Source organism: Reyranella sp. (assembly GCF_965228225.1).
GTDB lineage: Bacteria > Pseudomonadota > Alphaproteobacteria > Reyranellales > Reyranellaceae > Reyranella.
The window spans coordinates 1122173-1143145 of the sequence record NZ_OZ245801.1; the positions used below are offsets into that span (position 1 = coordinate 1122173).

24 protein-coding genes are annotated in these 20973 nt (G+C 65.9%); 15 read left to right on the plus strand and 9 right to left on the minus strand.

From position 1 onward, the window contains the following. Positions 1–77: 77 nt before the first annotated feature. A complete protein-coding gene (locus ACO07K_RS05470; protein WP_422034888.1) occupies positions 78–968 on the minus strand; it encodes an NAD(P)-dependent oxidoreductase in 891 nt (296 codons plus the stop codon). 156 nt (positions 969–1124) lie between these two features. Here ACO07K_RS05470 and ACO07K_RS05475 point away from each other — a divergent pair, with 156 nt between their 5' ends. The 5 genes from ACO07K_RS05475 to ACO07K_RS05495 all read left to right on the plus strand — a co-directional run bounded on the left by ACO07K_RS05475 (position 1125) and on the right by ACO07K_RS05495 (position 5742). Next, positions 1125–2396 (plus strand): DUF445 domain-containing protein, encoded by a 1272-nt coding sequence (locus ACO07K_RS05475; RefSeq protein ID WP_422034889.1) that lies wholly within the window; start codon positions 1125–1127, stop codon positions 2394–2396. A 15-nt stretch (positions 2397–2411) separates the two neighbouring features. Then, on the plus strand, positions 2412–2837 hold the full coding sequence (locus ACO07K_RS05480; protein ID WP_422034890.1) for a phasin family protein: 426 nt from the start codon (positions 2412–2414) through the stop codon (positions 2835–2837). An 85-nt stretch (positions 2838–2922) separates the two neighbouring features. Next, complete coding sequence (locus tag ACO07K_RS05485) at positions 2923–4611, plus strand: long-chain-fatty-acid--CoA ligase (RefSeq protein WP_422034892.1); 1689 nt, start codon at positions 2923–2925, stop codon at positions 4609–4611. A gap of 69 nt (positions 4612–4680) precedes the next feature. Next, positions 4681–5295 carry a hypothetical protein gene (locus ACO07K_RS05490; protein WP_422034893.1) on the plus strand — a complete coding sequence of 205 codons (615 nt, stop codon included), beginning with the start codon at positions 4681–4683 and terminating at the stop codon, positions 5293–5295. 27 nt (positions 5296–5322) lie between these two features. Continuing rightward, on the plus strand, positions 5323–5742 hold the full coding sequence (locus tag ACO07K_RS05495) for a hypothetical protein (RefSeq protein ID WP_422034894.1): 420 nt from the start codon (positions 5323–5325) through the stop codon (positions 5740–5742). Positions 5743–5748: 6 nt separating this feature from the next. Here the strand turns inward: ACO07K_RS05495 and ACO07K_RS05500 are convergent, their stop codons facing one another. Together ACO07K_RS05500 and ACO07K_RS05505 are read right to left on the minus strand one after the other, a co-directional pair. Then, positions 5749–6723: a Bug family tripartite tricarboxylate transporter substrate binding protein gene (locus tag ACO07K_RS05500; RefSeq protein ID WP_422034895.1), complete on the minus strand. Its 975-nt coding sequence runs from the start codon at positions 6721–6723 to the stop codon at positions 5749–5751. Between the two features lie 27 nt (positions 6724–6750). Next, on the minus strand, positions 6751–7467 hold the full coding sequence (locus tag ACO07K_RS05505) for a dienelactone hydrolase family protein (protein ID WP_422034897.1): 717 nt from the start codon (positions 7465–7467) through the stop codon (positions 6751–6753). Positions 7468–7795: 328 nt separating this feature from the next. Between ACO07K_RS05505 and cysS the strand changes: the two genes are divergently transcribed. Then, the gene (gene cysS, locus ACO07K_RS05510) at positions 7796–9127 is read left to right on the plus strand and encodes a cysteine--tRNA ligase (protein ID WP_422034898.1); all 1332 of its coding nucleotides are present in this window, start codon (positions 7796–7798) and stop codon (positions 9125–9127) included. Between the two features lie 138 nt (positions 9128–9265). Here the strand turns inward: cysS and ACO07K_RS05515 are convergent, their stop codons facing one another. Together ACO07K_RS05515 and ACO07K_RS05520 are read right to left on the minus strand one after the other, a co-directional pair. Beyond that, complete coding sequence (locus ACO07K_RS05515) at positions 9266–10039, minus strand: thioesterase family protein (protein ID WP_422034900.1); 774 nt, start codon at positions 10037–10039, stop codon at positions 9266–9268. A gap of 5 nt (positions 10040–10044) precedes the next feature. Then, entirely contained in the window at positions 10045–10854 is an 810-nt protein-coding gene (locus tag ACO07K_RS05520) for an alpha/beta fold hydrolase (protein WP_422034901.1), read from the minus strand. A gap of 105 nt (positions 10855–10959) precedes the next feature. Here ACO07K_RS05520 and ACO07K_RS05525 point away from each other — a divergent pair, with 105 nt between their 5' ends. From ACO07K_RS05525 to ACO07K_RS05540, 4 genes are read left to right on the plus strand one after another with little or no spacing between them, the layout of a single operon-like run. Further along, complete coding sequence (locus ACO07K_RS05525) at positions 10960–11325, plus strand: ArsR/SmtB family transcription factor (RefSeq protein ID WP_422034902.1); 366 nt, start codon at positions 10960–10962, stop codon at positions 11323–11325. Next, on the plus strand, positions 11303–11767 hold the full coding sequence (locus ACO07K_RS05530) for an SRPBCC family protein (protein ID WP_422034903.1): 465 nt from the start codon (positions 11303–11305) through the stop codon (positions 11765–11767). The genes ACO07K_RS05525 and ACO07K_RS05530 overlap by 23 nt, the downstream gene beginning before the upstream one ends. Beyond that, entirely contained in the window at positions 11764–12456 is a 693-nt protein-coding gene (locus ACO07K_RS05535) for a DUF899 domain-containing protein (RefSeq protein ID WP_422034904.1), read from the plus strand. The genes ACO07K_RS05530 and ACO07K_RS05535 overlap by 4 nt, the downstream gene beginning before the upstream one ends. A gap of 15 nt (positions 12457–12471) precedes the next feature. Next, positions 12472–12753 (plus strand): DUF427 domain-containing protein, encoded by a 282-nt coding sequence (locus tag ACO07K_RS05540; RefSeq protein WP_422034905.1) that lies wholly within the window; start codon positions 12472–12474, stop codon positions 12751–12753. A gap of 57 nt (positions 12754–12810) precedes the next feature. Here ACO07K_RS05540 and ACO07K_RS05545 read toward each other — a convergent pair whose 3' ends face one another. The 3 genes from ACO07K_RS05545 to ACO07K_RS05555 form a co-directional block, all read right to left on the minus strand. Beyond that, complete coding sequence (locus ACO07K_RS05545) at positions 12811–13410, minus strand: hypothetical protein (protein ID WP_422034906.1); 600 nt, start codon at positions 13408–13410, stop codon at positions 12811–12813. A gap of 82 nt (positions 13411–13492) precedes the next feature. Then, positions 13493–14284, minus strand: a complete 792-nt coding sequence (locus ACO07K_RS05550; RefSeq protein ID WP_422034907.1) for an alpha/beta fold hydrolase — start codon at positions 14282–14284, stop codon at positions 13493–13495. Between the two features lie 4 nt (positions 14285–14288). Continuing rightward, complete coding sequence (locus tag ACO07K_RS05555; protein WP_422034908.1) at positions 14289–15563, minus strand: LLM class flavin-dependent oxidoreductase; 1275 nt, start codon at positions 15561–15563, stop codon at positions 14289–14291. A 209-nt stretch (positions 15564–15772) separates the two neighbouring features. Here ACO07K_RS05555 and ccrA point away from each other — a divergent pair, with 209 nt between their 5' ends. Further along, on the plus strand, positions 15773–17062 hold the full coding sequence (gene ccrA / locus ACO07K_RS05560; RefSeq protein ID WP_422015792.1) for a crotonyl-CoA carboxylase/reductase: 1290 nt from the start codon (positions 15773–15775) through the stop codon (positions 17060–17062). A gap of 145 nt (positions 17063–17207) precedes the next feature. Then, positions 17208–18848 carry an acyl-CoA dehydrogenase family protein gene (locus ACO07K_RS05565; protein ID WP_422034910.1) on the plus strand — a complete coding sequence of 547 codons (1641 nt, stop codon included), beginning with the start codon at positions 17208–17210 and terminating at the stop codon, positions 18846–18848. A 91-nt stretch (positions 18849–18939) separates the two neighbouring features. Here ACO07K_RS05565 and ACO07K_RS05570 read toward each other — a convergent pair whose 3' ends face one another. Next, positions 18940–19152, minus strand: coding sequence for a twin transmembrane helix small protein (locus ACO07K_RS05570; RefSeq protein ID WP_422034911.1), 213 nt, complete (start codon positions 19150–19152; stop codon positions 18940–18942). A 155-nt stretch (positions 19153–19307) separates the two neighbouring features. On the opposite strand from ACO07K_RS05570, the gene ACO07K_RS05575 reads away from it, so the two are divergent. The 3 genes from ACO07K_RS05575 (at position 19308) to ACO07K_RS05585 (ending at position 20946) form a co-directional block, all read left to right on the plus strand. Then, a complete protein-coding gene (locus ACO07K_RS05575) occupies positions 19308–19610 on the plus strand; it encodes a hypothetical protein (RefSeq protein WP_422034912.1) in 303 nt (100 codons plus the stop codon). 61 nt (positions 19611–19671) lie between these two features. Next, the gene (locus ACO07K_RS05580; RefSeq protein WP_422034914.1) at positions 19672–20310 is read left to right on the plus strand and encodes an SDR family oxidoreductase; all 639 of its coding nucleotides are present in this window, start codon (positions 19672–19674) and stop codon (positions 20308–20310) included. A 60-nt stretch (positions 20311–20370) separates the two neighbouring features. After that, complete coding sequence (locus ACO07K_RS05585; RefSeq protein ID WP_422034915.1) at positions 20371–20946, plus strand: RNA polymerase sigma factor; 576 nt, start codon at positions 20371–20373, stop codon at positions 20944–20946. Positions 20947–20973 lie beyond the last annotated feature (27 nt).

The following is a 20973-nucleotide window of genomic DNA, read 5'->3' on the forward strand; positions in this document are numbered from 1 at the left end:
CAACAGACGTGGTGCGCGCGCCCATGCTTCGAGACGCGCTCCTCCGGACCGCTCCTCAGCATGAGGTCTGTGTTCGTCTAAGGCTTCACAGTCTTCTTCAGGACCGACTCGTAGACCTGCAGGATCGACGAGCTGTCGTTGTTGCCCAGGCCCATACGGCGGGCCATGCGCTGCAGATTGTGCGTGGCCGAGCCCTGCGGCAGCGGCACGTCGAGTTCGTCGGCCAGCTCCAGGGCGAGGTGGAGATCCTTGTGAGCGAGGTTGAGGGCGAAGGAGGGCGGCGAGAACCGGCCCGACAGGGCACGTTCCGAGAATGACTTGAACGCCGAGGAATTGCCGCTCGAGCTCGAGATCACCTGAATGAGCTTCTGCGGGTCGAGGCCGGCGGTGACGCCCAGCATCAGCCCCTCGGCGGCAGCTGCCATGTTGCAGAAGGCCATCATGTTGTTGACCAGCTTGGCCACCGTGCCGGTGCCGAGCTCGCCCATATGGATCACGTTGGCGCTGAACGACTGCAGTACCGGCAGGGCATCGTCGAACACCTTCCTGTCGCCGCCGACCATGATGGCGATGGTCGCGGCCTCGGCGCCGACCGTGCCGCCGCTTACCGGCGCGTCGAGCATGGCGATGCCCTTGGCGGCCATGGCGGCGCCGATCTTCTTCACCATCGACGGCGCATTGGTGCTGAGGTCGATGTAGGTCTGGCCCTTGCTTGCATTCGCCAGGATGCCGTTGTCGCCCAGGGTGACGGCCTCGACGTCGCGCGGCATGGGCAGAGACGTCATCACGATGTCGGCGTCCCGGGTCACCTCGGCGACCGACTTGGCCGCGCTGGCGCCGAGGTCGGTGCAGGTCTTCACTGCCTCGGGATTCAGGTCGAACACCGTAACCGAGTGATTGCTGCGCTTGATGAGGTTGCGGCACATGGGACCGCCCATGTTTCCGACACCGATATAACCGACCTTCATGGCTTCTTCCTCCCGGGACAACGGTGACGGGAGTATAGGACAGAAACATCACCCGCTTGCCACAGGGACCGGGCCGCGGGCAGGTATGACGCGTCATGCCGCGAAACTGCATGCTGCGGGTCGCGTTTGTATGGCTGACATGTTGAGGGAGGGCGTGTGAGCGAGCCTTTGAACCGCGATGCCGATCGCGCGCGGTCCCTGCGACGGGTCAAGCTCGCGGCGACGTTGCTGCTTGTGGCAACGGCTGCGTTGTTCGTGATTGCCCGCCACTACGAGCCAGTACACTGGGCCTGGGGGTATGTCGCGGCATTCGCGGCCGCGGCCACGGTGGGCGGATTGGCGGACTGGTACGCCGTCGTGGCGCTGTTTCGCCGGCCGCTCGGCCTTCCGATCCCGCACACCGCGATCGTGCCACGCAACCACCATCGCATCGCCGAGAATCTGGGCGAGTTCATCGAGACGAATTTCCTTGCGCCGGAGCCGGTCGAGGCGCGGCTGCGCGACGTCGACTTCGCCGCCCTCGTGGCCGACTGGCTGAGCGACCGCACCCGCAGCGCCGCCCTGGCGGGCTTCATGGTACGGCTGGTGCCGCAGGCGCTGGCCGCGGTCGAGCAGTCGGGGCTCAAGGGGTTCCTGGGCAGGCGCGCCTTGGCCGAGCTGGAGAGGATCGAACTCGCGCCGCTGGCCGCCGGCCTGCTGAGCGCCGTCACCGAGAAGGGGCGGCACCAGCGCGTCCTCGACGAGCTGCTGGTGGCGCTGGAGAAGGTACTGGCTGACGAAGAGACGCTGGCGGCATTGCGCGAGAAGATCCGCCAGGAGCTCCCGGCTCTGTTCAATCTCTACCGCGCCGATGCCTACCTGCTGCGCAAGATCGTGGCCTCGACCACGGCGTTCATCAAGGAGGCGCGCGGAGACGCCGACCATCCGTTGCGCAAGGAGTTCAACGGCTTCGTCGCGAACTTCATCGAGCGGCTGCGCACGTCCGAGGACTTCGCTCGCCGCGCCGAACGCCTGAAGCGCGACCTGCTGGCCCGGCCGGAAATCACGACCCTGGCGGAGGGCGCCTGGGAGAGTGTGCGGTCCTTCCTGGAACAGGATGCGCGCGCCGAGGACAGTCAGGTTCGCCGGCAGATGGAGGCGATGCTGGTCGATGTCGGTGGCCAGCTGGCGCGCGATCCCACGATTCGGGCCGAGATCAATCGCGGCATGGTGCGGCTGCTTGCGGATTTCGTGCAGAGTCAGAAGAGCGGCGTCGGTCGATTCATTGCCGATCAGGTGAAGTCCTGGGACATCGATGTGCTGATCGGCCGCATCGAGCTGACGGTCGGGCGCGACCTGCAATTCATCCGGTTCAACGGCGCGATGGTCGGTGGTCTGGCCGGTTTGGCCTTGCACGCGCTGGAGCAGGGGTTGAAGCTGGGCCTGTAACCACAGGAGGTTCACATGGCCGACCCAGCACAGAGCTTCACCGACATGTTCAAGAACTTCGGCGAACAGCTCAAGGTCCCGCCCTTCGACATGACGAAGATCATGGAGCAGCACCAGAAGAACCTGGAGGCCATGACCAAGTCGTGGCAGGCGATGGCCGAAGGCGCGAGCGGGATCGCGCACAAGCAGAAGGAAATCTTCGAGGCCGCGATGAGGGACATGGCGGAGATGGCGCAGTCCTACAAGCCGGGCGGCAATCCTCAGGAAGTGATGGCCAAGCAGGCCGAGTTCGCCAAGAAGGCCATGGAGGCGGCGATCGCCAACACCCGCGACATCGCCGAGCTGGTCCAGAAGTCGAGCACCGAGGCCTTCAAGATCGTGCAGGACCGGATGAAGGAGTCCTACGAGGACATCCGCGCTTCGGTCGAGAAGAAGTCGTAGCGCGAGCAAGCGCAGCTCGAGGCGGTGCGCGCGACGGGAACGCGCCGCCTCGAGGCAATGATCGAGAGGTTTCGGGAGAGGCGTCGTGGACCGGTTCTGGCTCAAGAGTTATCCGCCGGGGGTGCCGGCAGACATCGATCCGTCGGCCTATCCCAGCGTCGTGGCGCTCTTCGAGGAAAGCTTCTCCAGGCACCGGGACAAGCCGGCCTATGTCTGCATGGACAAGGCGCTGACCTTTGGCGAGATCGACACACTGTCGATGGCGCTCGGGGCGTGGCTGCAGGGACGCGGACTGAAACGCGGCGCAAGGGTCGCGATCATGATGCCGAACATCCTGCAATATCCAGTGGCGGTCGCGGCCGTGCTGCGGGCGGGATACGTGGCCGTCAACGTCAACCCGCTCTACACGGCACGCGAACTCGAGCATCAGCTTCAGGATTCCGGCTCTGAAGCCATCCTCATTCTCGAGAATTTCGCGACGACCCTGCAGCGGGTGATCGCGCACACAGGAATCAAGCATGTCGTGGTCGCTTCGATGGGCGACCTGCTGGGCTTCCCCAAGGGGCTGATCGTCAACTTCGTCGTGCGCACCATGCGCAAGATGGTGCCTGCCTGGTCGCTGCCCGGGCATGTGAAGTTCAACGATGCGCTCAGCGCGGGGCGCAGCATGGTACTGGCGAAGCCCCAGCTGGGCCCGGACGATGTTGCGGTCCTGCAGTACACGGGCGGTACGACCGGCGTTTCCAAGGGCGCGACCTTGTTGCACCACACCCTGGTCGCGAACCTGCTGGCGTCGGAAGCCTGGATGCAGCCCGGCCTGAACCGCCGCAAGATCAGCGGCCAGCTCACGATCGCCTGCGCCTTGCCGCTCTATCACGTGTTCGCCTTCGTGACCTGCGGCCTGCTCGGCTTGCGCACCGGCGCGCTGAACGTCCTGATCCCGAACCCGCGCGATCTCGCGAGCACGATCAAGGATCTCTCCAGGTACAAGATCAACGTCTTTCCGGCGGTGAACACGTTGTTCAACGGGCTGGCCAACAATCCGGATTTCGCGAAGCTCGATTTCTCGGAACTGGTCATCTCCAACGGCGGCGGCATGGCGGTGCAGGAGGCGGTCGCGAAGAAGTGGCTGGCCATCACCGGCTGTCCGATCTGCGAGGGCTACGGCCTCAGCGAGACTTCCGCCGGCGTCACCTGCAATCCCACGGACTCCGAGACCTACACCGGCACGATCGGGCTGCCGCTGCCGAACGTCGAGATCCGCATCCTCGACGACAGCGGCAAGGAGGTCCCGATCGGGCAGGCGGGAGAGATCGCGATCCGCGGTCCGCAGGTCATGCGGGACTATTGGCAGCAGCCCGAAGAGACCGCGAAGGTCATGACGGCCGACGGCTTCTTCAAGTCCGGCGACATCGGCATCATGGACGCGCGCGGCTACACCAGGATCGTGGATCGCAAGAAGGACATGATCCTGGTCTCGGGATTCAACGTCTATCCCAACGAGGTCGAAGAGGTGGTCGCCGCCCATCCCGGTGTGCTCGAATGCGCGGCCATCGGCGTGCCGGATGCCAACTCCGGCGAGGCGGTGATGCTGTTCGTGGTCAAGAAGGACCCCTCACTGACTAAGGAGGCGCTGGCGGCGTACTGTCATCAGGAGCTCACCGGCTACAAGCGCCCGAAATACATCGAGTTCCGGGCCGAGCTGCCGAAGAGCAATGTCGGCAAGATTCTTCGTCGCGAACTCAGGGATGGGGCGAGCCGCAAGGCTGCGTAAGCGGGGGAACCTGCAACCATCGGCACCATTTCACGTTGCGCACCCAGGAATTTATCCTGGAGGAACACCATGAGTGCCCCGAAAATCCTGGCTGCGGCGACGCTTGGCCTCATGGCCGCCGCCTGCAGCAGCACCAGCACCACCTATGAAGCCCGCACGCCCGGCGCACGCTACGCAGTCACCAACTCCGAGCAAGCCTGCGTCGACTACGGTTTCCGCGTCGGGACCGACAATTACAACCGCTGCGTCTCCCGTGAGGCCGCCGCCCGAGCGCAGGGCCGCGTTCCTGTGGGGTACACGGTCGCAAGCCTCGACGCCGACGCCCGCAACGCCTGCTATTCCTATGGCCTGACGCCGGGCACCGCGATGTACGACCGTTGCGTGGGGCGTGAGGTCGATGCCCGTCGTTACCGCGATCAAGCCTACGGAAACCCGGTCCCGGCGCCGGCCCCCGGCTACGCATCGACCACCTATTACACGACCGCGCCGTCCGCCCCGACCTATTACGGCCCGGCCACGACGGTTTCGACCACCACCTACAGCACTCCGGCGGTGGCTCCCCAGCCGACCCCGCCGGCCGGCGTTGAGGCCTTCCGCGACGAGTATGGTTTCCGCTATGATGGGCAGGGAAACCGGATCGACCGCAACGGCAACATCATCAGCCCGCAGTCGACCACACGATGAGGGGGCTTGATGGCTGCGAGACGTATTATGGCCGCGACGTTCGGCGTGTCGCTGCTCGCGGCCTGCGATCCGCTGCCCCAGCCCCTCTATAGTGAAACGACGCCGCCGCCGGCCTATCGGGTCCAGCCCAGCGGGCTGCGCGTCGACAATGAGGGCTTCCAGATGGATCCGGAGGGCTACCGGATCGACAAGAGCGGTGCCCGCGTCGGGATCATCGATGTTCCGGCCAAGACCGCGGGCGACAATTCCAACGCCGTAGCCGGCTATTACATCAGCAATACCGGCTCGGATGCCCCGGGCCGCGTCGCGTCACCCAGCGAAGGGGCAGGCTCGGGCGTGGGAACGGGCCCGGGCGCGGCGAACGTGCCGACGCCGTCTCAGATGCCGCAGCAGGCGCCGATCGCGCCGGCGCCCAGCAACGTGCCGCCGCCGGCCGGCTACCGCTAAGCCGCCCTATTCGATCCTGACGCCGGCTTCGCGAATGACCGGCGCCCACTTGGCGATTTCATCCTTGATGAACCGGGCCGTGACCTCGGGGGTGGTGTCGGTCGTTGGGACGGCGGCGATATCCTCCAGGAACTTGATGGTGGCGGGGTCCTTCATCATCTGGCGCGACGCCTGGTCGAGCACGTCGACCACCGGCTTCGGCACGTTGGCCGGACCCAGGATCAGGTTGAACGTGTAGGCCTCGTAACCCTTGACCCCGGCCTCGATCATCGTCGGGATTTCCGGGGCGACCGGCGCCCGCTTCGAATAGGCATAGGCGAGAATGCGGACCTTGCCGGCCTTGTGGAGCTGCAGCGTCGTGCTGAAGGTCTCGAACATCCAGGCCGTCTGGCCGCCCATCATGTCCTGCAGCGCCGGCATCGAGCCCTTGTAGGGGATGTGCTCGACATCCATGCCGCCGACCTCGCGCTTGAAGTACTCGCCGGCGAGATTGATGATCGAGCCGGCCCCCGAGGAGCCGTAGGAGTATTTGCCCGGGTTCTTCTTCATCAGCTCGACCAGGCCCATCACCGTGTCGGGCATGTCGGGCCGGGCCACCAGCACCAGCGGGTTGACGCAGATCGACGAGATCGGCGTGAAATCCTTCACCGCGTCGTAAGCCGGCTTCACGAAGGCCGTCGGGTTGATGGCATGGGTCGAGGAGGGCGCGCAGAGCAGCGTGTAGCCGTCCGGCTTGGCGTTCTTCACGTCGACCGCGCCGATCGAGCCGGCGGCGCCCGCCTTGTTGTCGACGATGACCTGCTGGCCGAGGATGGCGGTGAGCTTGTCCGCGGCCATGCGGCCGATGATGTCGGTGGGGCCGCCCGGCGCGAACGGAATGACGAAGCGGATCGTCCGCTCGGGGAACTTCGCCTGTGCACGGACGATCGACGGGGCTGCAAGCGCCGCGGCGCCGGCCGCGATCAGGTGGCGACGTTTCATCTCGAGTCCTCCCTTGTTTCTTCGGTTCTAGTTCAGTGTCTCGTCGAACAGCTCGATCATGGCGTTCCATGACCGGCGGTCGGTGGCCTCATGATAGAAGAAGCCCTTCATGCCCCGCGAATCGGCCGCCGGATTGGTGAAGCTGTGGCCGGCGCCGCCGTAGAGCTGCAGCCGCCAGTCGATGCCGGCCGACTTCATCTCTTTCTCGAAGGCCAGACGCTGCTCGGACGGAATGATCGGGTCGTCCGCGCCGATGCAGACCAGGACCCTGGCCCTGATGTTCGGCGCGTCCTGCGGCCGTGCGGTGGCGAGGCCGGAATGGAAGCCCACGACGGCCTTCACGTCGGCGCCGCTGCGCGCGATCTCGAGCGCGGTCGTACCGCCGAAGCAGTAACCGATGGCCGCGAGGCGTGCCGGATCGACGTCCTTCTGCGCCTTGAGCACGTCGAGGGCCGCCAGCGCCCGGGTGCGGATGCCCGTCGGGTCGGCCATCCAGGGCTGCAGGCGAGTCATGGTCTGGCTGGGGTCGGCGAGCGGCTTGCCGTCGCCGTGATAGTCCATCGCAAAGGCGGCGTAGCCCAGGCCCGCGAGTCGCGTGGCGATCTTCTTCGTGTGGTCGCTGAGGCCCGGCCCCTCGTGGCAGACCAGCACCCCGGCGCGGCGCCCTGGCTTGCCCTCGTCGACGACATACTGTCCGACCATGCGGACGCCGTCGGCGCGGTACTCGATATCCTCGGTGCGCATGTTCGTTTGTTTCCTCCGATATTCGAGGAGACTAGCGGAGCCGGCTTGACCCGCCAACGACCCACCAACGACCCACCGCCAGGGTCACGGCCGCTTCCCCGCCTGTCGCCGTTTCGCGGCTGCGGCCGCGCGACCGACCGGCTTCACGGGCGAGAGGCCTAGAAAGCATTGCCATGGGCGGCGAATTGCGCGGCAAGAACCCCTCGTATAGATTGCCGCCATGTCGCAGTTCTTTCTTCCCGGCGCGTCCCTCGCGCGATGTATCGAGGCCTGAGGCCCAGCGGGCCGCGTCAGGTTTCGGTCGTTTATTGAGTCGGGAGAAGGGGCGATGTCGCTCGTCGTTTACAACACGCTGTCGCGCGAAAAAGAGCCGTTTGTGCCGCTCGATCCGTCGCACGTGCGCCTCTATGTCTGCGGCCCCACGGTCTACGACTATGTCCATATCGGCAATGCGCGCCCGGTCGTCGTTTTCGACGTTCTCTACCGGCTGCTGAAGCGGCGCTATCCGCGCGTCACCTATGTCCGCAACATCACCGACATCGACGACAAGATCATGGTGCGCGCCGCCGAAAACCATGAGTCGATCGACGCGCTGACCGAGCGCACGGCCGCCGCCTACCAGAGCGACATGAGCCGCCTCGGGGCGTTGTCGCCGGACGTAGAGCCGCGCGCCACCAAGTATGTGGGGGAGATGATCGCGCTGATCGAGCGGCTGGTCGCCCGCGGCCATGCCTATGAAGCGGAAGGCCATGTGCTGTTCGACGTGCCGAGCATGGAAGACTATGGCCGCCTGTCGCGCCGCTCGCACGACGAGCTGATCGCCGGCGCCCGTGTCGAGGTCGCGCCCTACAAGAAGGATCCTGCCGACTTCGTGCTGTGGAAGCCCTCGACCGATGCACAGGCGGGCTGGCCGAGCCCGTGGGGCCGCGGCCGTCCGGGGTGGCACATCGAATGCTCCGCCATGAGCGGTGCGCTGCTCGGCGAGACGTTCGACATCCATGCCGGCGGCCTCGACCTCATCTTCCCGCACCACGAGAACGAGATTGCGCAGAGCCGCAGCGCCTTCGGTCACGCCATCATGGCGAAGTACTGGATGCACAACGGCTTCCTGAACATCTCGGGCGAGAAGATGAGCAAGTCGCTCGGCAACTTCTTCACCGTGCACGAACTGCTCGACCAGTATCCCGGCGAGGTGATTCGGCTCCTGCTGCTGTCGGCGCAATATCGGCAGCCGCTCGACTTCACGCCCGACGGGCTGGCCCAGGCCAAGGGCACCCTCGACCGCTGGTACGGTCTGTTGCGCGGCAAGGCGCTGGGGGCGAAGCCCATTCCGGCGCCGGTCGAGCAGGCGCTGTCGGACGATCTCAACACGCCGCTCGCCATCAGCGCGCTGCACCAGTTGCGCGATCCATCGGAGCTGAAGGCGGGCGCCTCCGCGCTCGGCCTGCTGCAGCAGGATCCGGAAGCCTGGTTTCGCTGGACTCCGGCCGCTGCGGCCGCAGGCCCGTCGGACGCTGAGATCGAGGCCGCCATCGCGGCCCGTCAGGCGGCACGCAAGGCCAAGGACTTCAAGGAGTCCGACCGCATTCGCGACGAGCTGAAAGCCAAGGGCGTGATTCTCGAGGATGGCCCAAAGGGCACGACCTGGAAACGCGGCTAGGCATTCTCATCCGCTGGCGGGCGGCAGCGCCTTCTGAGGCGCGAGAGCCCGCACGGTGCAGAAAAGGCATGGATGACCCCTCCGCCCGCGCTGACGCGGGCACTTCCCCATCTGAATGGGGAGGACGGAGAGAATCCCTCACCGCTTCTCGAAGATGATGCTCTGCACCGCCCGGCCGAAATAGCCCTGGCGATCCGCGAGGCGCGCGGCGGCGATGCCCACCGAGTCCGGGCCGATCCAGGTCTCGGCGTCGAGCAGCACCCACTCGCCGACCGGCTCGCGGCCGAGGCTGACGGTCAGGTCGGCGTTGATGAACGTCCAGTCGTTCATGTCGAAGACCGACGAGGTGCCGTTGCAGAAATCCGCGGCGATGACCGCGCGCATCAGCGGCGAGAGCGCGGCATGCTCCACGATGGGGCGGGTTGCGCGGTACCAGACGGCCGCTGGGCCGGGGATGCGGAAGCCGCCCTTGGCGGTGCGCATCTCGATGCCCTTGAGGAATGGCGTTTCGGTCGCGAAGAAGTCGGGCGGCGCGCAGTGCTCGGGCATCGGAAGCTCGAGCGGCGGCCCGCTGGCGATCGCCGGCATCTCCCTGGGATCGATGCGGATGCGCAACGCGCTCGCTCGCACGACCTCGACGCCGTCGGCCAGCAGCCGCACCGAGACGAGCTGGATCTTGCGGCCTTCGCGGATGATATCGGTCTCGATCGTCAGCGGTGCCACCGGCACCGGCCGCATCAGGTCGACAGTGAGGCGCGCGACGCGCATCGGCACCGGTGACGGCAGGTGTTCGACGGCCCAGCAGATCAGCGACGAGGGTGCCGCGCCGTGCTGCAGTTTGGGGCTCCACGGCCCCCCGGCGAAGGCGCTCGTTTCGGCAAGGGCGCCTTCGACTCGGTAGATCGCTTCCATACGCTTCAGCTCCGTACGAACCGGAGCAGGTCCTTGTTGAAGCGCTCTCGGTCGGTGATGAAAAGCCCGTGCGGCGCGCCTTCATAGACTTCGATGCGACTCCCGGCAATTGCCGCTCCGGTGCGGCGTGCGTTGGCGTGCATCGACGGCATGTCCCCCGATCCATAGACGATCAGTGTCGGGACCCGCACCGTTTGCAGATCCGACCTGAAGTCGGTCTCCGTGAAAGCGCGCACGCATTTCTCGAGCGCGCCGGGATCGGCCTGGTAGGCAAGGTCTAGGGCCCACTTCACGGTTTCCGGTGCGGCGGCCTGGCCCAGAAGGCCAGGCGCGCCTGCCGCGAGATATCCCTTCGGATCGGCCCTAAGGGCTGTAACGAGGTGATCGAATATCAGTCGGTCGGTGCCCTCGGGATTGTCGGCCGTCTGCACGGCGTAAGGCGTCGTTGGCGCGATCAACATCGTGCGGGCGATACGCTCGCCCCCATGCCGCGAGAAGTAGCGGGCGATCTCGCCGCTGCCCATCGAGTGTCCGACCAGCGTGGCATTGGTTGCGCCGGCCTGTGCGAGCACCGCAGCGAGGTCGTCGGCCAGCGTGTCGTAATCGTAGCCGGTTGCAGGCTTGGTCGAGTGGCCATGCCCCCGCCGATCGTAGGTTATGGCCCGATGTCCATGGGCCGCGAGGCACGCGACTTGCTCCCGCCAAATCTCGCCCGACAGCGACCAGCCATGGATAAACACGACCGGCGGGCCGTCGCCGGTGTCGCGAAAGGCAAGCTTCTGTCCGTCGTGCGTCTCGATAAGGGCTTCAGCCATGATGTCCTCCTTCGGATGCCCTGAGATGCTCTTTGGAAACCCGTTCGGCGATGACGCCGGGGGTAATGAATTGACCGAGTCTTGTATTTAACCTATACGTTAAATATGGATGCTCTCTCCCAGACCTTCTCGGCTCTCGCGGATCCCACGCGGCGCGCCATCCTCGCGCGGCTCGCCAGCGGCGGCGCCACGGTCGGCGAACTGGCCGAGCCGTTCGACATGTCGCTGCCGGCGGTGTCGCGCCATCTCAAGGTGCTGACCGAGGCCGGGCTGATCGAGCGCCACACCGAGGCGCAGTGGCGCCGCTGCGAGCTGCGCGGCGAAGGGCTGCGCGCAGCGGCAGACTGGATCGAGCACTACCGCAGGTTCTGGGAAGCGAGCTTCGATCGGCTCGACGCCATCCTGAAGAGCACCGAAACCGATTCCAAGCCGACGAAAGGAAAGTCAGATGCCCGACGCAAGGCTCGATAACAACACGCTGCACATCAGCCGGATCTTCGACGCCCCGCGCGACAGGGTGTTCGACGCCTGGGTGAACCGCGACCAGTTCATCCGATGGATGTGCCCGCCCGGCGTGGAGATCACGCTGTGCGAGGTCGATGCGAGGCGCGGCGGCAGCTGGCGGATCGATGGACGCAACGAGCGCGGGGTGTTCGCCTCGTCGGGCGTCTATCTCGAGGTCGCCCGGCCCGAGCGGCTGGTGTTCACCTGGGCCCATCACGCCGATGGCGACTACAACCGGGCGCGTGGACACGAGACGACGGTGAGGGTCGAACTGCGCGCCCTGGGGGAGCGCACGGAACTCATCCTGATCCACGGTCCGTTCGTCGATGCCGAAGACTTCGCCTGCCACAATCAGGGTTGGGCCGGCAGCTTCGACAAGCTCGTCGCCTTCTTCGGGAGGTCGGCATGACCGCTCATCCCGTCGTCTCCCATGCGGAATGGCTCGCGGCCAGCCGCGACTTCCTGGCGAAGGAGAAGGAGTTCACCCGGCTGCGGGACGAGCTCTCGCGCCAGCGCCGGGCGCTGCCCTGGGAACGGGTCGAGAAGGAGTATTCCTTCGAGACACCCGATGGCCGCGCGATGCTCGCGGATCTCTTCGACGGCCGCGGCCAGTTGCTGGTCTATCACCTCATGTTCGGCCCGGATTGGACCGAGGCCTGCAAGAGCTGCTCCTTCTGGGCCGACAATTTCAACGGCATCGACGTGCATCTGGCCCATCGCGACACCGCGCTTGTGGCCGTCTCGCGGGCGCCGCTCCCGACGCTCGAGGCGTATGCCAGGCGGATGGGCTGGACCTTCCGCTGGGTGTCGTCTGGAGAAAGCGACTTCAACTTCGACTTTGCCGTGAGTTCGCGACCTGGTGAGGCCGAGATGGACTACAATTTCGGGACGATGAAGGTGGGCCCCGGAGAGATGCCCGGGTTCAGCGCCTTCCGCCGCGATGGCGACGGCGCCGTCTATCACACCTATTCGACCTACGCCCGCGGCGTTGACATGCTGAACGGCGCTTACCACTTGCTGGACCTGACCTCGAAGGGTCGGGACGAGTCGGCGCTTCCCTTCACCATGGAGTGGGTGAGGCGCCGCGACCAGTATTGAGAAAGGAAGGTCGCCATGAAGGCGGTGTGGCAGGGCAAGGTGATTGCCGAGAGCGACCGGACGCTCGAAGTCGGTGGCTACCACTACTTTCCGCGCGACGCGGTGCGCATGGACTTGCTGAAGCTGACGCCCAGGACGGGCAGCGACTTGCAATGTCCGCATGGCGTCCAGTTCTATGACGTCGTGGAAGGGAAGGCGCGCAGCCCGCGGGCCGCCTGGTCCTATGAGGCGCCACGGGAAAAGATGAAGCCGGTCGATCACTGGATCGGCTTCTGGGAAGACGTCGGCGTCAGCTGACAGCCAAAAGAAAACGGCCGGCGTATGCCGGCCGTTCGACGTTCAGCCTCGGGCGCTTCAGCGCGCCGGCGAGATCGCCGTGATCGTGAGCGGGGTCGTCATGCCGATGACGACGTCGCCCACCTTGATCTTCTTCAGCATGTCCTGCTTGGCGATTGAATTCGCCGAGTAGGTCCGGACCGGGCCGCCGCGGCCGTCGATCACCGAGACCATGTTCTTGGCGAGGTCGACGCCGACGACCGTGAGAGTGAAGCGGCCAGCCTCGACGTCGGTCTGGTTGGCGGTCGTGCTCATCTGGTCCTTGCGGGCGAGCTGGGCGCCGGGGCCCTTCTGGCGCAGGTTCAGCATGGTCACCACCTCGGAATAGGTGACGTCGGCCATCGACCCGTCGTCGATCGCATCGAGGTTCTTGACGCTGTCGGCCACGGGAAGGATCTCGAGCTGGCCGTTCGGCATGGTGAAAGCGACCGTCCGGCTCTCCGGGTCGGCCGACTCGATCTTGACCCGCTGCGTGACCACATTGTTGAAGGCGACGCCTTCGCGCGGCACAGGCCTCACCTGGGCCGATGCCTGCCGCTCGGGCAGGCTCGCGCCGATCGCCAGAACTGCCGCGAACAGGGAAGCGCCTGCGGTCATCTTCATCGAACGGATCGTCATTGCCGTTTACCTCGCAAAACCCCTAACGCGCCGGACAATAGCGATCCGAACCGGCGAAGCAACCACCAAGGGCGTGAGACTCTCAGGCAAAATGGGCCAATACCGCCCGCGCGACCGCGTCGGGTTGGTCGAGATAGGCCAGATGGCCCGCATCGGCCACGGTTTCGACCCGTGTCGGGCCGTCGATCCCCTTGTTGATTCCCTGGGCGAACTTGCCCGCATAGCTTGGGGGTAGAATGGCGTCGCGGTCGCCCCACAGGATCAGGGTCGGCGCCGCGATCAGTCCGAGGCGCTTTTCCAGACGTGTATTGCCGAGCGGCCAGAAGGCCCGGGCGGCGGCTTCGGATGCCCGGGTCATCTCGATCGGCCATTCCACGGAATTCGCGCCCTCCGGTGCGGCGATCAGGTCGGTCCAGTTGGCCGGATCGGCGCACAGAAGGCCCGGCAGCACGTCCTTGCGCTGCGCCCAGGGATCCGCCGCCGGTTCCTTGTCGTCGAACAGGCCAAAGGGGGCGATCAGCACGAGCTTGCCGACATGGCCGGGAAAGATCGCCGCCATTTCCGCGGCAAAGGCGCCACCCACCGACGCTCCGACGAGATCGGCGCCGGCAAGGCCAGCCTTCTCGACGATCTGGCGCACCGCCAGCACCCAGTCGAGATGTGTGTCGAGCTCGGTGTGACCCGTCGCACCCGGGTAGCCGGGCAGAGACGGGGCGACCACCGTCCGGCTCTCGGCGAGCCGGTCGAGGACGGGCAGCCAGCGCGGCAGGCCGCCGAGGCCGGCCAGGAAACCCAGCTTCGGGCCTTTCCCCTTGGTCCAGACGCGGCAGGGATGGCCGTTGACCTCGACGATCGTCGTAGCGGGCTGGGACACGCGACTACTCCGCGGCGACGGTCTGCGGGCGGAAGGCGGGAACCGCGGCGCGCTGACCCTTCGCCATTGGCTTGGGCCACCACTTGTCCTCCCATTCGCCGAACAGGTCCTTGACCTTGGGCATCACCTTCTCCGCGAACAGGCGCGTGTTGTACTTGGTGGTGTCCTTGCTCATGTTGCCGTACTGCAGCAGCAGCATGAGATGGCCGATGTTCAGGCTCTTGGCGACGTGGCGGATCTGCTCCACCACCTCGTCGGGCGAGCCCACGATGACGTAGCCGCCATCCACGATGTCCTTCATGTTGGTGGCCTTCATGCTGAGCTTGCTCGAATAGCTGGCCGTATTGGCCGCCTTGCTCACCATGCTCTGGATGCCGGCGCGCTGTGTGGCCTCGGTGGTGTAGCCGGGCGGCGTGGCGTAGCGCGCATCGACATGCAGGCAGCGGCCGTAAAAATACTCGGCGGGCTCGGTGTAGAGGTCGAGCGCCTGCTGGCGGCTCTCGGCCACGCCGACGAACTGCAGGAAGCCGGCGCGGTAGGGATTACGGTCCTTGCCGAGCTTCTCCATCTCGTTCCAGAAGCCCTGCATCGTCGTGAGACCGGCCTTGTAGCCGTAGTACGAGAGGTAGCAGTAGACGTAGTCCATCTCGGCGCACCAGCGCCACGTCTCGACCGAGCCGCCGCCGGGAATCCAGATGGGCGGGTGCGGCTCGTTCTGGATGGGGCGCGGCCAGATGTTGACGTAGCGCTGCTGGTTGTAGCGGCCGTTGAAGGCGAAGGTGTCCTTCTCGGTCCAGGCCCGCTTCACGAGGTCGTGCGCCTCGAGATAGCGCTCGCGCAGCAGGCTCGGATTCTGGCCATAGGCATAGCAGGTGTCCATCGGCGAGCCGACCGGGAAGCCCGCGATCAGCCGTCCGCCTGAGATGCAGTCGATCATCGCGAACTCTTCGGCGACGCGCGTCGGCGGATTGTAGAGCGCCAGCGAATTGCCCATGACGCAGAGCGCGGTGTCGGTGGTGCGACGCGCCAGCGACGAGGCGATCAGGTTGGGCGAGGGCATCAGCCCGTAGCCATTGGAATGATGCTCGTTGACGCAGACCGCGTCGTAGCCGAGCTCGGCCGCGTATTCGAGCTCGTCCATGAAGTCGTTGTACATGTGATGCGCGCGCTTGGGGTCGAACAGCGAGGAATGGATGTCGACCCACACCGACGGGTGCTTCCGGTTGAAATCTTCCGGAAGCTCCGTGTACGGCATGAGGTGGAACCACATGAGCTTCATGGCGCGCTCTCCCTAAACCCGAGCTGCTTGGTAAACGACCGTTTACCTCGCAAGCCTGCCGCGACTCCTGGTTGCCGGCAATGCGGAATTTCCGCAGGGCGTGGGTAATTTTGTTGTTTTTCCCCTGTGCCAACCGTTCCGATTCGTATTTGTGCATTGCACTCTCGCGAATGCAGCAATAGTTTCGCCGCAACGCAGGAGGATTTGCCATGTCCGTCGTCGCTTTCGCGGCTCGCCCTCATCCCACGGCCAACCAGCCGAAGAAGGATCTCTACGAGGTCGGTGAAATTCCGCCGCTCGGGCATGTGCCGAAGAACATGTATGCCTGGGTCATCCGGCGCGACCGTCACGGGCCGCCGGAGCAGTCCATGCAGCTCGAGGTGGTGCCGACCCACACGATTGGCGAGGACGAGGTGCTGGTCCTCGTGATGGCGGCGGGCGTGAACTACAATGGCGTGTGGGCGGGTCTGGGCCTGCCGATCTCGCCGTTCGACGTGCACAAGCAGCCCTTCCACATCGCCGGCTCCGATGCCTCGGGCATCGTCTGGGCGGTCGGCGCCAAGGTGAAGCGCTGGAAGGTCGGTGACGAGGTCGTCATCCACTGCAACCAGGACGATGGCGACGACGAGGAGTGCAACGGCGGCGATCCGATGTTCTCCACCAGCCAGCGCATCTGGGGCTACGAGACGCCCGACGGGTCGTTCGCGCAGTTCTGCAAGGTCCAGGCGCGGCAGCTCATGAAGCGCCCGCCGCACCTCACCTGGGAGGAGAGCGCCTCTTACACGCTCACCCTGGCCACCGCCTATCGCATGCTGTTCGGCCACCGCCCGCACATCCTGCGGCCCGGCCACAATGTGCTGGTGTGGGGCGCGGCGGGTGGCCTCGGCTCGATGGCGATCCAGCTGATCGCGACGGCCGGCGCCAACGCCATCGGCGTGATCTCCGATCCGTCGAAGAAGGATTTCGTGATGTCGCTGGGCGCCCGCGGCGTCATCAACCGCAACGACTTCGACTGCTGGGGCCAGCTGCCCGACGTCGACGACCAGGCGGGCTATGCCGAGTACATGAAGAAGTGCCGCAAGTTCGGCGCCGCGATCTGGGAACATACCGGCAAGGGCAACGACGTCGATTTCGTGTTCGAGCATCCCGGCGAGCAGACCTTCCCGGTCTCCTGCTTCATCGTGAAGCGCGGCGGCATGGTGGTCTTCTGCGCCGGCACCACCGGCTTCAACCTGACGATGGACGCGCGTTTCGTGTGGATGCGCCAGAAGCGCATCCAGGGCAGCCACTTTGCCAACCTGCTGCAGGCCAGCCAGGCCAACCAGCTGGTGATCGAGCGCCGCATCGACCCGTGCATGAGCGAAGTCTTCGAATGGGCCGACATTCCCAAGGCCCACACCAAGATGTGGAAGAACCAGCACAAGCCCGGAAACATGGCCGTGCTGGTCTCCGCCAAGCGCCCCGGCCTGCGCACCCTCGAGGACGCGCTGGACGACTAAGGTCAGCTTTCCTCCCCCGCAGAGCGGGGGAGGTGGCCGATGGCCGGAGGGGGAAATCCCCACGTCCGGTTTGTTGCTTTCCCCCTCCGCCCCCTTCGGGGCACCTCCCCCGTATGACGGGAGAGGAGATGAATTCGAGTCCATCATGTCCCAGATTCTCGCCGACCTTCTCCCGCTGTGCGCCGAAGCCGAGGGTGCGGCCGGACGCCATGAAACCGCTGTCCGCGAAGCGGTGCGGGCGCTGGTGGCGCCGCAGGGCAAGGTCGATCCCAAGCTGCTGGAGCGCGAGCAGTTCGCGGCGCACGGCTTCGCCTGGATTGCGACCTACGTGGCGGCGCTGCGCCAGATGCGGCGCTGGGCCGAAGCGGGGGCAGGTGGCGAACTCGAGAGCCTGATCCTGCAGTCAGCCTATGGCGAGTATCTCGCGCAGCTCAAGGGCGGCATCGCCATCAGCCAGGTCGAGATCGTGCGGCCGGGCGATTTCGGGCTCGACGGCGCCGCGCTCGAGACGCCCGCCGTTGCGAAGCTGATCGCCGGCAACACGCCGGCGGTGCGCGGGCGTATCGCCGAGCTCATCTCGGACGGTCTCGACACCGGCGGCTTCGGCGCGCTCGGGCTGGATGACGAGGCGCTCGACGAGGTGCGCCGTCAGTTCCGCCGTTTCGTCGATACCGAGGTGGCCCCGCACGCCCATGGCTGGCACCTGCGCGACGAGCTGATCCCGCTGCCTGTGGTGCAGCAGATGGCCGATCTCGGCGTCTTCGGCCTCACCGTCCCCGAAGAGTGGGGTGGGCTGGGCATGGGCAAGCTCGCCATGTGCGTCGTCACCGAGGAACTGTCGCGCGGCTATATCGGCGTGGGCTCCCTGGGCACGCGTTCCGAGATCGCGGCCGAGCTGATCCGCGCGGGCGGCACCGAGGCGCAAAAGCAGAAATACCTGTCGCGCATCGCGTCGGGCGAGCTGTTGCCGACGGCGGTCTTCACCGAGCCCAATACCGGCTCCGACCTGGCCAGCCTGCGCACCCGCGCCGTGCTCGAGGGCGACACGTACAAGATCAACGGCAACAAGACCTGGATCACCCACGCCGCGCGCGCCGACATCATGACCCTGCTGGCGCGCAGCGACGCCTCCAAGCCCGGCTACCAAGGCCTGTCGATGTTCCTGGCCGAAAAGCCGCGCGGCACCGATGCCGAGCCGTTCCCCGCCACGGGCATGAGCGGCGGCGAGATCAGGGTGCTCGGCTATCGCGGCATGAAGGAATACGAGATCGGCTTCGACGGGTTCGAGGTCCCGGCCGCGAACCTGCTGGGCGAGAAAGAGGGGCAGGGCTTCAAGCAGCTCATGGCGACCTTCGAGAGCGCGCGTATCCAGACCGCGGCCCGCGCCGTCGGCGTGGCGCAGAACGCGCTCGAACTCGGCCTGCGCTACGCCAAGGACCGCATCCAGTTCGCCAAGCCGCTCTACGCCTTCCCGCGCGTCGCGGGGAAGATCGCCTGGATGGCCGTCGAGACCATGATCGCCCGCCAGCTCACCTACTTCGCCGCGCGCGAGAAGGACTCCGACCGGCGTTGCGACATCGAGGCGGGCATGGCCAAGCTCTTGGCCGCCCGTGTCGCCTGGAGCAATGCCGACAATGCGCTGCAGATCCACGGCGGCAACGGCTATGCGATGGAATATCCCGTCAGCCGCGTGCTCTGCGACGCCCGCATCCTCAACATCTTCGAGGGCGCGGCCGAGATCCAGGCCCAAGTCGTCTGCCGCGGCCTGATCGAGGGACGCAACTAGAAACCCACTCGCTCCGCGGCCGGCCGTTCGGCCCGGGGAGCGGGCTGAGCTTGGGTGTTACCGGCACAGCGGGCGCGGCCTGAGCTCCGCATCAATCGCGGCTGGCCAGATACCAAAGCGGGATCAGCAGGACGGTGATCAACTGCAGCCGCACGCGCCAAGCCATCAGGCGGTTGCTGCGGCTTGCGCCCGCCGTCGCGTCGGCGTCATCGCGCCCCATCGAGAGCACACCGACGAACAGGACCACCAGAGTTGCAAATGCAGAAACGAGGACGAGCACGAAGAGGAAGTTTGCCAGTGTCATGAGGGCTCCAGACCGACGCGGCGGTCGACTGCGTGACAGGTGGTTGCGCAAGCGTTCGGCGGCAAGTCCTCACGAGGCAGGGGCCGCCATGTCGCACGCATGATCCGCCACCGCTCCCGACGCGTATTGGTTCCAGTGTTCACAAGGATCCAAACATGAGTTCTCTTTACCGCGCCGTCATGGACTCCAGCGTCAACCCGCTTCGAACGCTGCCGGCGGCCCAGCGATTCCAGCTCATGCTGTTCCTCAGCGTCATGTGGACCAACATTTTCTGCGTCAGCGCCGGCGCATGGGTCTGGTACGGCGAGCTGATCGTGTTCCATGTGCTCGTGGCCGCCGGTCTCGTCATCACCGGCCTTGTCTTCCACCAAGCCTCGATAACCTCGGCCTATCGCACGTACCGGCATTTCCCGCTGAAGGATGGCACCGCCCGTTACGACGATGTCTGGGGCGGCTGACGCGCACCTCCTGGGAGGCATTGCCATCGTTGTCGGCTCGTCGGGAGGTATCGGCAGCGCATTGCACCACCGTCTGTCCGGGCAACCTCGCTTTCGCGCGGTGCTCGGACTGGGGCGAAGAAGCTCACCGTCCCTCGACTTGACGGACGAGGCGAGCATTGCCGCCGCCGCGCGCCATGTGGAAGCGCTCGGAGCGGATGTACGCCTGGTCATCGATGCCAGTGGAATCCTGCACGGCGACGCTCTGTCACCCGAGAAGTCCTGGCGCGATCTCGACGCGGCGCAGATGGCCAGGGCCTTCGCCGTGAATGCCATCGGCCCGGCTCTGTTGATGAAGCACTTCCTGCCTTTGCTGCCGCGCCAGGGGCGATCGGTGTTCGCCACTCTGTCGGCCAGGGTCGGCAGCATCGGCGATAACCGGCTGGGCGGATGGTACAGCTACCGCGCTTCCAAGGCCGCGCTGAACCAGCTTGTGCATACCGCCGCGATCGAGCTGGGCCGCCGCCAGCCGGCCGCGCTTTGCGTGGCTCTCCATCCCGGGACGGTCGCGACATCCCTGTCGGCACCCTTCACGAAGGCGGGTCTTGACGTGCAGACGCCCGATCAGGCAGCCGAGCATCTGCTCGGCGTGATTGATCGCCTGCCGCCCGGCAGCAGCGGCTGCTTCTTCGATCACCGCGGCATTCCGGTGCCGTGGTGAGATGCTGATTTCATCTCCGCATGCCGCGCAATTGATAGTAATTCGCAATTGATATAACCTGTGCGCCGTCGCCAGAGGCAGGGGCGGAGGCAGATGCAGGAATCAGCGCTGTTGCAGGCATATCGCGAGCACGAATGGGAGTTGCACCGCTTTCTCGCGCGACGCCTTGGCTCCGTGCAGCTCGCCTCCGACATCGCCCACGATCTGTATCTCAAGCTGATGGGCGTCGCCGATCATTCCGAAATCCGGGATCGAAAGGCCTATGTCTTCGGCGTGGCGGCCAACCTCGCGACGGATCACCTGCGCGTGGAAGGCCGTCGGGGCGTGATCCTGGCCGAATCCGGCGGTACGGCGTGGCAACAGAGCGACGAACTCACACCCGAGCGTCATGCGCTGGCGCGAGACGAGCTGCGGTATCTCGAAGCCGCGATTGCCGGTCTTCCCGAGCGCTGCCGGCAGGTCTTCCATCTCCATCGCTATGAAGACAGGTCGCAGGCCGAGATAGCCGACATTCTCGGGCTCGGGGCCACGACGGTTTATCGCGATCTGAAACTGGTCATGGACACGCTGTTGCGGGCGCGCCGGCGCTTTCGCGCCGCCGAACCGGATTCCGCCGGCGGGACGCACGGGAAGTAGCGGCCTCACTCGTCTATAGGATGAGGA

What these genes read in the sequence shown, in the direction of transcription:
- ACO07K_RS05470 (WP_422034888.1), bottom strand. Translation starts at nt 968, where the DNA reads ATGAAGGTCGGTTATATCGGTGTCGGAAACATGGGCGGTCCCATGTGC.
- ACO07K_RS05480 (WP_422034890.1), top strand. Translation starts at nt 2,412, where the DNA reads ATGGCCGACCCAGCACAGAGCTTCACCGACATGTTCAAGAACTTCGGC.
- ACO07K_RS05490 (WP_422034893.1), top strand. Translation starts at nt 4,681, where the DNA reads ATGAGTGCCCCGAAAATCCTGGCTGCGGCGACGCTTGGCCTCATGGCC.
- ACO07K_RS05495 (WP_422034894.1), top strand. Translation starts at nt 5,323, where the DNA reads ATGGCCGCGACGTTCGGCGTGTCGCTGCTCGCGGCCTGCGATCCGCTG.
- ACO07K_RS05500 (WP_422034895.1), bottom strand. Translation starts at nt 6,723, where the DNA reads ATGAAACGTCGCCACCTGATCGCGGCCGGCGCCGCGGCGCTTGCAGCC.
- ACO07K_RS05505 (WP_422034897.1), bottom strand. Translation starts at nt 7,467, where the DNA reads ATGCGCACCGAGGATATCGAGTACCGCGCCGACGGCGTCCGCATGGTC.
- cysS (WP_422034898.1), top strand. Translation starts at nt 7,796, where the DNA reads ATGTCGCTCGTCGTTTACAACACGCTGTCGCGCGAAAAAGAGCCGTTT.
- ACO07K_RS05515 (WP_422034900.1), bottom strand. Translation starts at nt 10,039, where the DNA reads ATGGAAGCGATCTACCGAGTCGAAGGCGCCCTTGCCGAAACGAGCGCC.
- ACO07K_RS05520 (WP_422034901.1), bottom strand. Translation starts at nt 10,854, where the DNA reads ATGGCTGAAGCCCTTATCGAGACGCACGACGGACAGAAGCTTGCCTTT.
- ACO07K_RS05525 (WP_422034902.1), top strand. Translation starts at nt 10,960, where the DNA reads ATGGATGCTCTCTCCCAGACCTTCTCGGCTCTCGCGGATCCCACGCGG.
- ACO07K_RS05530 (WP_422034903.1), top strand. Translation starts at nt 11,303, where the DNA reads ATGCCCGACGCAAGGCTCGATAACAACACGCTGCACATCAGCCGGATC.
- ACO07K_RS05535 (WP_422034904.1), top strand. Translation starts at nt 11,764, where the DNA reads ATGACCGCTCATCCCGTCGTCTCCCATGCGGAATGGCTCGCGGCCAGC.
- ACO07K_RS05540 (WP_422034905.1), top strand. Translation starts at nt 12,472, where the DNA reads ATGAAGGCGGTGTGGCAGGGCAAGGTGATTGCCGAGAGCGACCGGACG.
- ACO07K_RS05545 (WP_422034906.1), bottom strand. Translation starts at nt 13,410, where the DNA reads ATGACGATCCGTTCGATGAAGATGACCGCAGGCGCTTCCCTGTTCGCG.
- ACO07K_RS05555 (WP_422034908.1), bottom strand. Translation starts at nt 15,563, where the DNA reads ATGAAGCTCATGTGGTTCCACCTCATGCCGTACACGGAGCTTCCGGAA.
- ccrA (WP_422015792.1), top strand. Translation starts at nt 15,773, where the DNA reads ATGTCCGTCGTCGCTTTCGCGGCTCGCCCTCATCCCACGGCCAACCAG.
- ACO07K_RS05565 (WP_422034910.1), top strand. Translation starts at nt 17,208, where the DNA reads ATGTCCCAGATTCTCGCCGACCTTCTCCCGCTGTGCGCCGAAGCCGAG.
- ACO07K_RS05570 (WP_422034911.1), bottom strand. Translation starts at nt 19,152, where the DNA reads ATGACACTGGCAAACTTCCTCTTCGTGCTCGTCCTCGTTTCTGCATTT.
- ACO07K_RS05575 (WP_422034912.1), top strand. Translation starts at nt 19,308, where the DNA reads ATGAGTTCTCTTTACCGCGCCGTCATGGACTCCAGCGTCAACCCGCTT.